The organism is Agromyces sp. P2_B3, assembly GCF_056404815.1.
The window spans coordinates 316,552-329,458 of record NZ_JBFUDH010000002.1; the positions used below are offsets into that span (position 1 = coordinate 316,552).

10 protein-coding genes and 1 pseudogene are annotated in these 12,907 nt (G+C 64.5%); 9 read left to right on the forward strand and 2 right to left on the reverse strand.

Annotated elements, in window-relative coordinates; genetic code table 11:
• The first annotated feature begins 94 nt into the window (after positions 1-94).
• The 8 genes and pseudogenes from AC1DZA_RS04315 to AC1DZA_RS04350 form a co-directional block, all read left to right on the forward strand.
• Positions 95-2,143: a DUF7657 domain-containing protein gene (locus tag AC1DZA_RS04315; protein WP_476771844.1), complete on the forward strand. Its 2,049-nt coding sequence runs from the start codon at positions 95-97 to the stop codon at positions 2,141-2,143.
• A 114-nt stretch (positions 2,144-2,257) separates the two neighbouring features.
• Positions 2,258-2,779: a glycosyltransferase gene (locus AC1DZA_RS04320; protein ID WP_476771845.1), complete on the forward strand. Its 522-nt coding sequence runs from the start codon at positions 2,258-2,260 to the stop codon at positions 2,777-2,779.
• 498 nt (positions 2,780-3,277) lie between these two features.
• Positions 3,278-4,492: a glycosyltransferase gene (locus AC1DZA_RS04325; RefSeq protein ID WP_476771846.1), complete on the forward strand. Its 1,215-nt coding sequence runs from the start codon at positions 3,278-3,280 to the stop codon at positions 4,490-4,492.
• Positions 4,489-5,400, forward strand: coding sequence for a sugar nucleotide-binding protein (locus tag AC1DZA_RS04330; RefSeq protein ID WP_476771847.1), 912 nt, complete (start codon positions 4,489-4,491; stop codon positions 5,398-5,400). The genes AC1DZA_RS04325 and AC1DZA_RS04330 overlap by 4 nt, the downstream gene beginning before the upstream one ends.
• On the forward strand, positions 5,397-6,425 hold the full coding sequence (locus AC1DZA_RS04335; RefSeq protein WP_476771848.1) for a polysaccharide biosynthesis protein: 1,029 nt from the start codon (positions 5,397-5,399) through the stop codon (positions 6,423-6,425). Before AC1DZA_RS04330 ends, AC1DZA_RS04335 begins: the two co-directional genes overlap by 4 nt.
• A gap of 5 nt (positions 6,426-6,430) precedes the next feature.
• The gene (gene wecB / locus AC1DZA_RS04340; RefSeq protein ID WP_476771849.1) at positions 6,431-7,552 is read left to right on the forward strand and encodes a non-hydrolyzing UDP-N-acetylglucosamine 2-epimerase; all 1,122 of its coding nucleotides are present in this window, start codon (positions 6,431-6,433) and stop codon (positions 7,550-7,552) included.
• Positions 7,553-8,132: 580 nt separating this feature from the next.
• Positions 8,133-8,867 carry a polysaccharide biosynthesis protein gene (locus AC1DZA_RS04345; RefSeq protein ID WP_476771850.1) on the forward strand — a complete coding sequence of 245 codons (735 nt, stop codon included), beginning with the start codon at positions 8,133-8,135 and terminating at the stop codon, positions 8,865-8,867.
• A 28-nt stretch (positions 8,868-8,895) separates the two neighbouring features.
• Positions 8,896-8,967: pseudogene (locus AC1DZA_RS04350) on the forward strand (hypothetical protein); the annotation flags it as partial.
• Here AC1DZA_RS04350 and AC1DZA_RS04355 read toward each other — a convergent pair.
• The gene (locus AC1DZA_RS04355) at positions 8,964-10,514 is read right to left on the reverse strand and encodes a DUF2142 domain-containing protein (RefSeq protein WP_476771851.1); all 1,551 of its coding nucleotides are present in this window, start codon (positions 10,512-10,514) and stop codon (positions 8,964-8,966) included. The pseudogene AC1DZA_RS04350 and the gene AC1DZA_RS04355 overlap by 4 nt on opposite strands.
• A gap of 166 nt (positions 10,515-10,680) precedes the next feature.
• Here AC1DZA_RS04355 and AC1DZA_RS04360 point away from each other — a divergent pair, with 166 nt between their 5' ends.
• The gene (locus AC1DZA_RS04360; protein ID WP_476771852.1) at positions 10,681-12,513 is read left to right on the forward strand and encodes a hypothetical protein; all 1,833 of its coding nucleotides are present in this window, start codon (positions 10,681-10,683) and stop codon (positions 12,511-12,513) included.
• On the opposite strand, the gene AC1DZA_RS04365 is transcribed toward AC1DZA_RS04360, so the two are convergent.
• The gene (locus AC1DZA_RS04365; RefSeq protein WP_476771853.1) at positions 12,503-12,904 is read right to left on the reverse strand and encodes a DUF2304 family protein; all 402 of its coding nucleotides are present in this window, start codon (positions 12,902-12,904) and stop codon (positions 12,503-12,505) included. The genes AC1DZA_RS04360 and AC1DZA_RS04365 overlap by 11 nt on opposite strands.
• Between the last annotated feature and the right edge of the window lie 3 nt (positions 12,905-12,907).

Sequence of the window (12,907 nt, forward strand, 5' to 3'; positions counted from 1 at the left end):
GCTGATGGACGCAGGGTGATGGCGCGCGGCCATGTGTGGCTTCGCGCAGAACGGGAGTCCGCGGACTCGAGGATCCAGACGGAGGAAGACTGCAATGACGCCTGTGGATGAGCCAGCTGCGAAGCAGGTCTGGCGTCGGATGGGCGACCTCTATCGTGGGTTCGTGGTGACCAGTGCCGCCGGGCTCCCGAACTGGCGGGTGGTGACCTGGTTCCCGGCGCTCGCCACCCTCTCCGCTTCTATCCTCATTGCCCTCGGCATCAGCGGGACCTCATCAGGAGCGCATTGGTCTCTCCTGGGAGCAGGCTCAGACCCGAGGCTCATCTCGGGTGTACCGCGCGGAATTCGTTCAGACGAATGGCTCGTCCAACAAGGCTGGATCGTTTCGCAGCATCTTCGTGGATTCCCCGCTGTGAACGGGCTGTTCCCGGGTGGAACGGACATGACCGTCCTCAACGAGCTCCCTTCGTGGGACTGGTCAACATTGTTACGACCGCATTTATGGGGCCATCTCCTCTTCGGGCTCGATGTCGGTGTCGCATGGCAGTGGTGGGTGCCTGCGTTGGCCCTCGTGATCTCCTGCTACCTCTTCCTCGTAGCGCTGGTGCCACGACGACCTGTTACGGCCGCGCTCGTTGCGATCAGCCTCTTCTTCACCCCGTTCCTGCAGTGGTGGTACACGGCGAGTTCGTTCTGGTGCGTCGCGTGGCCCCTGTTGGCGATGGCCGGCTTCATATGGATCATCAGGGATGGAAGGCTCTGGGTTCGGGTCGTGTGGTCAGCCGTCATCGGCTACACCGCGGTGACGTTGGCCATGGGACTATATGTGCCCTTCATACTTCCCGGGATCCTTGTCCTGTTGCTGATGTGCGTCGGCTTCCTCCTGCGCGACAGGCCGTGGAGAAGCGGGGCGTCGGCATTCTTCCGGCGTCTCGTCCCGTTGTTCGCAAGTGCGGCGGCGGCCGTCCTCCTGATCGTTGGCTGGGTGTCCTCCCACTGGGAGACGTTCTCGGCGATCCAGTCGACGCTCTATCCCGGACAGCGCGTCGATCCGACCGGTGCGGCCTTCGCGAGGGATCCCTTCCTTCTAGGCATACTCGGTTCGACCTGGTCCGAATCCCTAAAATCGGTTGGTGGCACCACTGCCCTCGGGCTGAACCCTTCCGAGTCTTCGACCGTCATTCTGCTCGCGCTGTTCGTAGCGCCAGGCGCGATCTGGTTCGTTGCCCGCTCGTTGCGCCGCGGACGTGGCCTCGAATGGCCGCTTATCGCGTTCCTGGCCTGCTTGCTGACGGCCACGGCCTACCTCCTCATCCCGGGGTGGGACGCGGTCGCTCATCTGTTCTTTCTCGATCGAGTACCCGCGGAGCGGTTCCGAATCGTCTTCGTGGTACTAATGCCGGTCGCGTTCGCCGTCATCGCGGACTACCTCGACAGGCATCCCCGTGAACGGACGTGGCCGGTCGGACTGGTCGGAGGACTGTTCACCACGTTGGTCATCTCGGCTGGCTGGTACGTCCTCAAGACGCACAGCCCTGAGGTTCTCGGCGCCGCATCGCATTGGAAGATCGTGGCCGTCCTCACTGTCCTCTGCGTCGGCCTCCTGTTCGTCCGGCCGTTGATAACGCTGGCAGCGCTGCTGCTCCTCGCGGCCACATTCGTGATGAGTTGGGGTGTGAATCCGGTTTATCGCGGAGTCTTCGATCTCAGTGATACCGAGGCCGGTAGGGCTATCGCGGAGGTGGACGAAGAGGATCCCGGCACGTGGATCGGCATCGGTTCGTACGAGGCGATGGCGTTGCTCATAGAGTCCGACGTTCAGTCTTTGAGCGGAGTCCAAACCTACCCGTCCCCTGAGATGTGGGCGATGATAGACCCGGAGGGCTCCTACGAGCAGGAGTGGAACCGCCTGGCGCATATCCAATGGGCCTTTGGGACAGGCGAACCCACCGTGTCGAATCCGCAGCCCGACGTCGCAGTCGTCACCATGGACCCTTGCTCCTCGTTCGCACAGGAGAACGTCCAACACATCGTCTCCGTTGAGGAAGCGCCGTCCACGGAGTGCTTAGCCGAACGGGAGAGCCTCTTGCAGGGCCATTTGCCCCTGCATGTCTACGATGTGGTGCGGCCCAATGATGAGTGATGGCGAAGCCACAGGTCCCGGCACGAGACTCCGCGTCTCGGTGGCCATGTGCACTCACAACGGCGCGGCCTTCGTGCGGGACAACTCGAGTCGGTGTTGCGACAAACCAGGGCCGTGGACGAGATCGTGGTCTCCGATGATGCTTCGAGCGACGGCACGCTCGAGATCATTCGATCGGTGACCCGGAATCTCGTCGACCTTGACGTCGTGATCCTCGAAAATCCCACGCCTCTCGGGCTGGTCGCGAACTTTGCCCAGGCGATGGAGGCGTGCACTGGCGACGTGATCTTCCTCTCGGATCAAGACGATGTATGGCACGACAAGAAGGTAGGCATCCTTCTCCAGTCGTTCGAGAGCGACCTCGATCTCCTTCTCGTTCACGCCGACGCCCGACTCGACGATGAGGACGGCGATTTCAGTGGGGCCACGCTCTTCGAGGCGCTGGAGGTCGCAATGGACGACATCTCGAGAATACGGAGAAGAGAGAAGCATTCGACCTCTTCCTGCGCCGTAATCTCGCGACCGGAGCGACAATGGCCATTCGCGCTTCCCTCCTCCAATCGGCGCTGCCATTTCCATCGCAGTGGATTCACGACGAATGGCTTGTGGTCATCGCGGCCGCGCATGACGCGCTGACAGTGGAAACCGAGCAACTTGTCGACTACCGGCAACACTCCACCAACCAGATAGGTGCGAGAGTCCCCACGCTTGGATATCGGATCAAGCGGCTTCTCGAACCGCGCGGAACGCGCAACGCTGATCTGGCGGCCCGGGCGTTCGCGCTCGCTGGCCGCCTGTCCGAGCAGGGCGCGCCGTCGGACTACCGGACGGCCGCCGAGCTGAAGGCGGAGTTTGAAGGCGCGCGCGGTACTTCCCGGCGCCCGCTGGCGACGGCCGTTGAAGATATCGCGATTGGTGATTTCCGGTGGTTATGGCAGGTGGGCCAGCCGCGGTCGCATGGACATTGTCCGGGATCTTTTGCAGCCGCACGACTAGAGGCGATGCAGTACCTGCTTCTCGATCTGCGCATCTCATGGGCCGCGCGGGCGCGTCGCGCGCCCCGGCCGACTGCCCCGTGGTCGGGTGATGCCTGGTGCTGCTCGGTTAGGGTTATTGGGACGAGAGGTTTCCGAGGTGCGCATCCTTTTCATCCACGAGGTGAATTACTCCAGCAAAGTCATCTACGAGATGCACGAGTTCCCCGAATTGCTGGCGCTGGCCGGTCACGAGGTGACATTCTTCCATTTTCCGGAATCGCTCTCGCCGACCAAGAATCTCTGGCGCACGACGCGTGCCCGCATTCACGGGAGGGCATATTCGGAAGCCCGCATCGAATTGGTCACGCCACCCACCTTCGGCGGTCGCCAGCTGCGACGCTACCTCGCCCCGCTCACCAATCTTCCCGCCCTCCGTGCGGAGATCTCAGGCGGACGGTACGACGTCATCGTGCTCTACGCGGTTCCGACGACGGGGTGGCAGGCCGTGGGCATGGCGAACCGACGAGGGGTCCCGGTGGTGTTCCGCGCTCTGGATGTATCGCACAAGATCCGTGCAACGCCACTCGCCTCGCTCATCCGGAAGGCTGAGCGGTACATCTATCGTAAGGCGGATGTGCTGTCGGCTAACAATCCTGCTATGGCGAAGTACTGTGTCGACCTTTCGGGTCGCACGGGACCGACCGTCGTGAATCTTCCGCCAGTTGACCTGACACACTTCGCGAGCAAGGCCGCCGACCGTTCTGGCGACGCCACCCTTCGCGACTCACTGGGGCTTGCCTCGACCGACAAGGTACTGCTGTACATGGGCAGCTTTTTCGAGTTCTCTGGGCTCGACGTCGTCATCGACTCGTTGGTACCGGAATTGAGTAAGCACCCGGATCTCAAGCTCGTCCTTGTGGGAGGTGGGGAGCTGGAGGCAACGTTGCGCGCGCAGGTGGAACGATTGAACCTGGTCGGCAGGGTTCTCTTCACCGGTGTCGTGTCCTACGCTGATCTGCCCGCTTACCTCCGCATGGCCGATGTGGCGATTAATCCTTTCCGCGCGGAGCTCGTGACCCATGTGGCGTTCCCACACAAGGTGCTCCAGTACATGGCGGCTGGCGTGCCTGCGGTGTCGACGTCGCTCGACGGTCTGCGCGGTGTGCTCGGCGATAGGGCCGGCGTGCAGTGGGGGCGCGATCCAGCGGAAGTCGCGACGGCGGCGACAGCGCTCGCATTCGATCAACCCGAGGTTCGGGAACGCGCTGCCCAGCATCAGTTGGAGTTCGTCGAGGGCACCTTCTCGAAGGAATCAGCGATCGCCAGCTTCGAGGCGACACTATCCGGCGCTGGGCTAGCATTGAGGGCATGAGTGCCCGTGTCCTAGTTCTCGGCGGCACGGGAATGCTCGGTAGAGCAGTCGTTGCATGCCTGCTCGGTTCTGATGCTTCGGTTTCGGCGACCACCCGCAAAGTCGAGCGTGTCGCCGCCGAAGAGCGAACGTTCTTCCGTGCGTTCGACGTGGATCGTCAAGATGTTGGCGATGTCGTCGGTGATCTGGGTCGCGGCGATTACGTCATCAATTGCATCGGTGTGATCAAGACGCACATCGATGACACCTCGTCGTCCTCTCGGCGGAACGCCATCGCGATCAACGCTCGGTTTCCGTATCGGTTGGCCGAAGAGGCAGAGAGGCGCGGTTTCAGAGTCATCCAGATCGCGACCGACTGTGTGTATTCCGGTGCAGCCGGGCGCTACGTGGAACCTGCGTTGCACGATGCGACTGATGTGTATGGAAAGACGAAGAGTCTGGGAGAGGTTCCCAGCCCTGCCGTGCTCAATCTGAGGTGCTCCATCATCGGAACCGAGATGAAGGGAAAGACGTCGCTCCTCGAGTGGGTCCTCTCGCACCCCGACGGATCCGGCTTCACTGGCTACATGGATCATCGCTGGAACGGTGTCACCGCCCGTGCGTTCGCCTTGGTCTCGGCGGGAATTATCAGGACGTCGAACCCGATAGCAGGGGTCCAGCACCTGGTTCCCGCCGATGAGGTGACTAAGGACGAGCTCTCGCGGGTCATCCTCGGATCATTTGGACGCGTCGGCGTGACGGTCACGCCCACGGTTACCGGCGATCCCATAGATCGTACGTTGGCCACGATCCATGAGGAGGCCAACCTGCGCCTGTGGAAGGATGCCGGATTCTCCTCCGTCCCCACCATCGCGGAGATGGTCAACGACTTAGCGGTTTCGGTCCGCCTAACCAGAGAGGCCTCATGAACAACAGGAACGTCGAGGGCGCAGTAGTCACCATCACAGGCGGCACGGGTTCGTTCGGATCGACGATGGCGAAATACTTGCTCACCAAGGGCGTCGGCGAGGTGCGGATCTTCAGCCGGGACGAATCCAAGCAGGACCTCATGCGGCATGCGGTCAAGGACTCGCGAATGAGGTTCTACCTCGGAGACGTGCGTAACGGGCACAGCGTCTCCGACGCAATCCGCGGCGCTGACCTGGTCTTTCATGCCGCCGCGCTCAAGCAGGTGCCGTCTTGTGAATTCTTCCCGATGGAAGCCGTGGCCACCAACGTAACCGGTAGTTCCAACGTCATCCGGGCTTCGGTGGATCACGGCGTCAAGTCAGTGGTGTGTCTCAGCACGGACAAGGCGGTCTATCCGATCAACGCGATGGGGATGTCGAAAGCACTGATGGAGAAGACCGCGGTGGCCATGGCGAGGAACAACCTCGATTCCGACACCGTCATCTCCATCACTCGCTACGGGAATGTGATGTATTCGCGGGGATCGGTGATCCCTCTGTTCATGGCACAACTGGCCGCCGGAAACCCCCTGACGGTAACTGATCCCGAGATGACGCGGTTCCTGATGTCGTTGGCACAGTCGGTTGATCTCGTCGAATACGCGTTCGCGCACTCGCAGACGGGCGACCTCTTCGTTCGCAAGGCGCCGGCAAGTACGGTAGGCGTCCTCGTTCAGGCTGTCGCCAGCATTGTCGGTGTCAAAGCTCCCGTCGTCGATGTGATCGGCACACGCCACGGAGAGAAGCTGTTCGAGTCGCTCCTCAGCACCGAGGAGATGGCTCATGCCCAGGACTTCGGAAGCTACTACCGGGTTCCGCTCGACACCCGCACCCTCGACTACACGCCATACTTCGAGGAGGGAGAGAAGATGGTGAGTGCGGCCGATTCCTATACATCGCACAACACGGAGCGTCTGGATGTGGCTGCGGTCGAGGACCTCCTAAAGTCCCTTCCCGAGATCCAGGCTTACCTGGCCGACAAATGAGCGCCATGAAGATCAAGGTCGCCACGATCGTCGGCACTCGACCCGAGATCATCCGACTGTCGCGTACGATCGCGCGACTGGACGAAGTGGTCAACCACGTCCTCATCCACACGGGGCAGAACCACGACCGTCAACTCAACGAGGTCTTCTTCGAGGAGTTGAGCATCCGCGAGCCCGACCATTACCTGGATGTCGACACGTCCAGCCTTGGCGCCACCATGGGGGACACGCTGCGTAAGACGGAGCGGGTGCTGCTCGACGAGCGACCTGATGCCGTCCTGATCCTTGGCGACACCAATAGCGCAATCTCCGCCATCATCGCCAAGCGGATGCACATCCCCGTTTACCACATGGAAGCAGGCAACCGCTCGTTCGATGAGAACGTCCCTGAAGAGACGAATCGACGACTGGTTGATCACGTGGCCGATTTCAACCTGACATACACGGAGCACGCCCGACGCAACCTTCTTGCGGAAGGGCTGCATCCGCGACGGATCGTCGTGACGGGTTCCCCCATGCGTGAGGTCGTCGACTTCTATCGTGATCTCATCGATGCCTCCGACATTCTCGGTCGTCTGGGACTGGACGCGGGCAGGTTCTTCCTCGTGAGCGCCCATCGGCAGGAGAACGTGGATTCAGCAGACCGGCTCGCCACGCTCCTTGAGACACTGCAGGCCGTGCACCGTGAGTGGAATCTCCCTGTGCTCGTCTCTACGCACCCACGAACCCGGAATCGTCTGGGGACCATCCCCGGATTTGATGCGATTGAAGGGCTCGTGTTCCATGAGCCATTCGGATTCCTCGACTACAACAAGTTGCAGAAGTCTGCAATGTGCGTTCTTTCCGACAGCGGCACGATCAGTGAGGAATCGGCCATCCTGGGATTCCCAGCCGTGACGATTCGGGATTCCATGGAACGACCAGAAGCGCTGGATGCTGGCTCGATTGTCATGACGGGATTGAGCGCGGCTGAGGTAATTGCCGGGGTGCGAGAGGTAACGGCGGCGACATATTCGACGGAAACGAGCCTCCCACCTGGCTACGAGGTCGGGGACGTGTCGCGACGAGTTGCCCGGCTGATTCTTTCGACCGCCACCAAACATCGTGAGTGGTCCGGAATTCGCTAGGTCAGTGGGACAGAGTTCCGGTCTGAGGCTCGGGTGGATTCCTTCCACGCGAGCCAAGCGGTTGCCACGATCAGCAAAGTGTTGACGGTGATCGACGTGACAATTCCCCCCGGTGGCTGCCAGTCGGGGTCGAGGACGAACAGTCTCCAGGATCCGTCAATGCCGACCGCGTAGCGCTTGAGGGCCGTGAGGAACGAGTAACTCTGACACGCCGCCCAGCCGAGCCAGACAATGAAGAGTGCCCGAGCGGGATGGCGGAGTCGACCCCGCCCTCCATCCGAATCCATCGCCGCTCATCAACGAGCTCGTGGCTTCGTGGATCGCGCCGGGGCGCGAGGTCGCCGGCGAGGTGCTGCGCCATGACATCGCACGTCAGGCAGAACTCTGGCTCGCCTCGTCGCGCTCTCGTCGGTGCTGGCGGCGCTCGTCACCATGCGATCGATGGCCGGCCGTGGGCGGCGTGCCCACGGGATCGCCGGCGCAGTGGGGGCGGCACTGCCGCTTCAGTCGCGACGAATCCAAGCAGGACGCGATGCGGCACACGCTGCAGGACCCCCGGTAGTCGTTCTACATCGGCGACGTGCGCGACCCCCGCAGCGTCGACCAGGTGATCCGTGGATCCGACCTGGTCTTCCACGCCGCAGCACTCAAGCAGGTGCCGTCGTGCGAGTTCTTCCCCATGGAGGCCGTCGCGACGAACGTCACGGGCAGCTCGAACGTGATCCTCGCATCGCTCGAGCACCAGGTGAAGTCCGTCGTCTGCCTCAGCACCGACAAGGCTGTCTACCCGATCAACGCGATGGGCATGACCAAGGCGCTGATGGAGAAGACGGCGATGGCGCACGCGCGCAACAACCTGTCGTCGGACACGGTCATCTCCGTCACGCGCTACGGGAACGTGATGTACTCGCGCGGCTCGGTCATCCCGCTGTTCCTTCGCCAGCTCGCGTCGGGCAAGCCGGTCACCATCACCGATCCGGGGTTGACCCGCTTCCTGATGTCGCTCGCCCAGTCCGTCGATCTCGTGGAGTACGCCTTCACACAGGCCTCCACCGGCGACCTCTTCGTGCGGAAGGCGCCGGCGAGCACCGTGGACACGCTGCTTCGCGCGATCGCGAACCTCGCCGGGGTGCCAGATCCCGACGTCCAGGTGATCGGCTCACGGCACGGTGAGAAGCTGTTCGAGTCCCTGCTGAGCACCGAGGAGATGGCCCACGCCGAGGACTGCGGCGACTACTTCAAGGTCTCACTCGACACCCGTTCGCTCGACTACCGGCCATTCTTCGAAGAGGGCGAACCGCGTCGGAACGGATGAGGCCTACACCTCGCACAACACCACACGACTCGAGGTCGCCGAGGTGGAGGAGTTGCTGATGACCCTTCCCGAGCTCAAGGAATACGTCGCAGGTCGCTAGGGCGCGCGCACCGGTGATGGCGCGGCGATCACGCGATCGGGCTCGGCTGCACCGCGCCACGCGGTCGACCACGCGAGTCCAGCGGCCGCGAGGATCGCGAGCGGGACGACGATGAGCCAGGTGAGGTTGCCGAGGGGCGCGGCCCAGTCGGGGTCGCGGATCACCTGGCCCCACGTTCCATCGGCACCGACGGCGTAGCGCTGCAGCGCGATCGCGAAGCACACGATCTGTGCATACGCCCAGCCCGCCCACGTGAAGGCGAGGGCTCGTCGGGTGAGGCGGGTACCCGACTCGGACAGTCGTTCGGCGACGAGCTGGCCGACGCCATAACAGAGGATCGCGAAGAGCGCGAGGTTGTACCGACCCTGCCAGATGTAGCCGCCGCTGGTCACGTAGATGCCCTGGATCGCCGCCGGGACCAGGACGAAGGCGGCGGTGAGGGCGATCGCCGCGCCGAGCGCGCGGCCCCGGAGGAACGACAACCCCCCGAAGACCAGGACTCCCGCGAGCACCGACCACGTGAAGTAGACCACCAGCGGCGCCGGTGTGTCGAGCCACCCGAAGTTGCCGATCATGCCCTGGGCGTATCCGAAGAACTCGCGGATCATGTGGAGGAAACCCGAGGCTGGGCTCGTTCCGGTGCCGGGATACTCCTGGAAGTTCTCCTGGCTCTGTCCTGGCAGCGCGGCCGTCGAGACCGTCCAGTAGAGCGCGAACGCCGTCGCCGCCGCAACCACGGCGATCGAGACCTGTACCCATCGGCTGCGCACGAGTTGGCGCACCCGCGGCCATCCGGCGAGGAACAGCGGCACGGCGAGGGCGATGAGCACCCAGAGCGGCGACAGTGCCCGGGTGTTGACGGCCACGGCCGCGCTCGCCATGAGGATGATCGCGCGCTCGCCGAGCAGCGCCCGGTCGGGTTGCCGCACGATGGCCATCATCGCCGCGAACACGGCGAGCGTCGCGGTGGTCTCGACGGCGTTCGGATTCACCGATCCCGAGAGGAAGAACAGCATCGGCGGCGCCCCGATCGCCATCGCGGCCAGGGGGACCGCCCGCCGCGTGAGGGTGAAGGCGATGGATGCCGCGAACGCGAGGAAGAGGGAGGAGAGCAGGGCGCTCACGATCCGCATCGCGTACACGCCACTCACGTCGCCGAGGAAGATCGTCGGCCATCCGACGAGCGCGTAGTAGACCGGATTGTAGAGGCCTGCCGTGGTGGTGGAGTCGACGAGTCCCGAGGTGTCGCCTCCCAGCTCCACCTGGCAGTCCGCGGACTGGCCTGGATGGAATGCGGTGCAGGTGCGCGAGTGCGTGTACGCGATGTACAGGGGGACCCGCACGACCTGACCGAGCTCGGACCACTCGCCGACCAGCTGGCCCCGCGCGACCGATGCGGCCTTTACCATGTGCGCCGGCTCATCCGGAGACGCGGAGACCGGGGTGGTGACCGCCCAGCCGATCGACAGGATGCCGAGCAGCAGCCAACTGATCGCGAACGCCGACCATCGAGTCGGGAGGACGCGCGGTCGTGGGCGTCGAGACACGGAAGACGGATCCGCAGTCGCCATGGAGTAAAGTTCCCTTGATTTCAGGATCGGCTCGGTGACGGGTGCGCACCTGAGTAGACACTTTACCGATCGTCGGCCGGCGAACCGATCGACGATCGGTCTTCACGTGCTGGTGCAGGCCGGCGGGAGGACGGACCGGCCCATGCGCCTCACCACTGCGCGCGGAGCCCGCGCGGCGCTCGCCGGAGCCCTGGTCGCGGCGACGATGATCGGTCTCGTCGTCTGCATCGCCGGTGGTTCCCCGGCGATGCTCGCCGTCGCGGGGATCGCATCGGCGTCGACGGCACTCGCCACTCGTATGGGGTGGCGAGTCGGCCTTCCCCTGAGCGTCGTCGCGCTCCTCGCGCTGAGCGCGGTACTCGTGCGCGTGGCTCCGCTGCTCGGCTCGGATCTGTTCTGGAGCGCCGCGATCGGCTTGACGGTCATCGGCCTCGCCGGCGGGATCATCGTGGCGGCCGGCCGCAGCGCCCTGCCGATCCCGTCGCGCCGCGAGCTGGTGGTCGCCCTGGCAGCGCTCGTCGTGCCGGTGGGTTTCCTGGTGCTGACGACCATCGCGTTCGGCACAGGGGCCGGCATGCACGTCGGGTGGGCGATGAACAACGACACCGCCTGGAACACCGTGTCGTCGCGGCTCATCCTCGCTGACGGGGGCATCGCGTCGTGGAGCACCCCCAACCCGTCGCCGCTCGCGAACGGGCTCATGGCCCTCTGGTACGCGCCGGGCCGCCCCGAGCTCGGGTCGCTGCAGCACGACGTCGCTCGGCAGACGGAACTGCTGCTGCTCATGACCGCGATGGCCTCGACGTTCGCGGGCCTCCTGACCGCGCGGGGTGGGATCGGCCGCCGCATCGCGATCGTCGTCGTCGGCGGTGTCATCGGCGGGCTCATCCCGCTGACCTGGTTCGTCTCGGGATACGTCATCCAGTTCGGCTTCTTCAACGTCGTCCCGGTGATCGTCGTGATGCTCGCGGCCTGGATGCTGTGGACCGTATCGAACCGGCACCCGGTCCTCGCGACCGTCGGCCTCCTGATCAGCACGCTGGTGCTCTTCGCCTCGTGGGCGCCGGTCGCTGCGCTGCCGGCCGCGCTCGCCCTCGTGGCCGCGATCCGCGGGTGGATCCATGGCGCCAAGTCGCCCGGTGCGGTCGTCTCGGTCGGAGCCGCGGGCGCCCTGCTCGTCGGCTATGTCGTGCTCGTGACGCTCCCCGACCTCCGGCGCAGTGGACACGCGCTCGCCGCCAACGGCGCTGCTCCGGCGAGCACCTTCATCGGATTCATCGCCGCCGTCGCGATCGTCATCGGCATCGCCGCGGTGGCGGCCTTCGTCAGGGCTCGTCGGACCGAGGCGCTCGGCGTCGTCGTGCTCGCCGTCGCATCCCTCGGCGTGGTGGCCTACCTGGTCGGGCAGCGGGCGGGACAGCCCGAACTCTGGGGGTACTACCCGGCGAAGTTCGCCTGGATCGTGGGCATAGTCTTCGCCGTCATCGCCGCTGCGGGCACCTTCGCGTGGGTGGGTTCCCACCGCACGCGAACCTGGCGCGTGGTGCCGGTCGCGGTGGCGGCCTCGGCGATCGCGATCCTCACCGCGGCGACGGTCAGCCCGACGAGCCCCAGCGTGTCCGGTGTGTTCCCCCTCCTCGGGCTCATCCGCCACCCCGAGGCCGGCGACCATCAATCGGAGCTGCTCTTCAGCCTCGCCGACGGCGGCCCGACGATCGCAGCGCGGCTGTCGGACGAACAGCCGTGGGCCGAATCCTTCGCGAACTTCTGGCTGCTCCAGCTGCACTCGCTGTCGAGCGAGGAGTCGATCAGGAGCTACGCCTACTTCCTGGACAGCGGCGACGTCGACGAGATCTGCTCAGCCGTCGAGGCGTGGGACTCGGACGTCCGCGTCGTGACGCGTGACGAGCAGCTCTCGTCAGAGCTGGAGCAGGCCTGCGGCGGGCTCCCGATCACCGTCGAGGTCAGGGAGTAGGGCGGCCGTCGTTCAGGCCCTGGTGACGCCCGTCCTCGGGAAGCCCGGCCTCGAGGTCACGGAGGCGGAGGTCCTGCAGTGCGGAGATCTCCGCGAGGACCCGGGTCTTGCTTTCGAGGTCGGTCAGCTCTGAGCTGTGCTGGATGCACACGAGGAAGAGGATGGCGATGCTGACGAAGAAGACGAGGTTCGTCGGCTCTCCCACTCCCAGCAACTCCGCCGCCCAGGCGAGGATGGCGGGGAAGACGCCGATGATGAGCGCCAGGGTGCCCGCGATCAGCCACCAGATGGCGTGCCGTTCACGCAGGCGCCGCCGACGGAGCATCTCGATGACGACGAACAGGGTCGCGAGTGCGGCGAGGATTCCGAAGATGTATGACGCGATGCTCATGAT

Coding starts and splice junctions, on each gene's coding strand:
- AC1DZA_RS04315 (WP_476771844.1), top strand. CDS start 95: ATGACGCCTGTGGATGAGCCAGCTGCGAAGCAGGTCTGGCGTCGGATG.
- AC1DZA_RS04330 (WP_476771847.1), top strand. CDS start 4,489: ATGAGTGCCCGTGTCCTAGTTCTCGGCGGCACGGGAATGCTCGGTAGA.
- AC1DZA_RS04335 (WP_476771848.1), top strand. CDS start 5,397: ATGAACAACAGGAACGTCGAGGGCGCAGTAGTCACCATCACAGGCGGC.
- wecB (WP_476771849.1), top strand. CDS start 6,431: ATGAAGATCAAGGTCGCCACGATCGTCGGCACTCGACCCGAGATCATC.
- AC1DZA_RS04360 (WP_476771852.1), top strand. CDS start 10,681: ATGCGCCTCACCACTGCGCGCGGAGCCCGCGCGGCGCTCGCCGGAGCC.
- AC1DZA_RS04365 (WP_476771853.1), bottom strand. CDS start 12,904: ATGAGCATCGCGTCATACATCTTCGGAATCCTCGCCGCACTCGCGACC.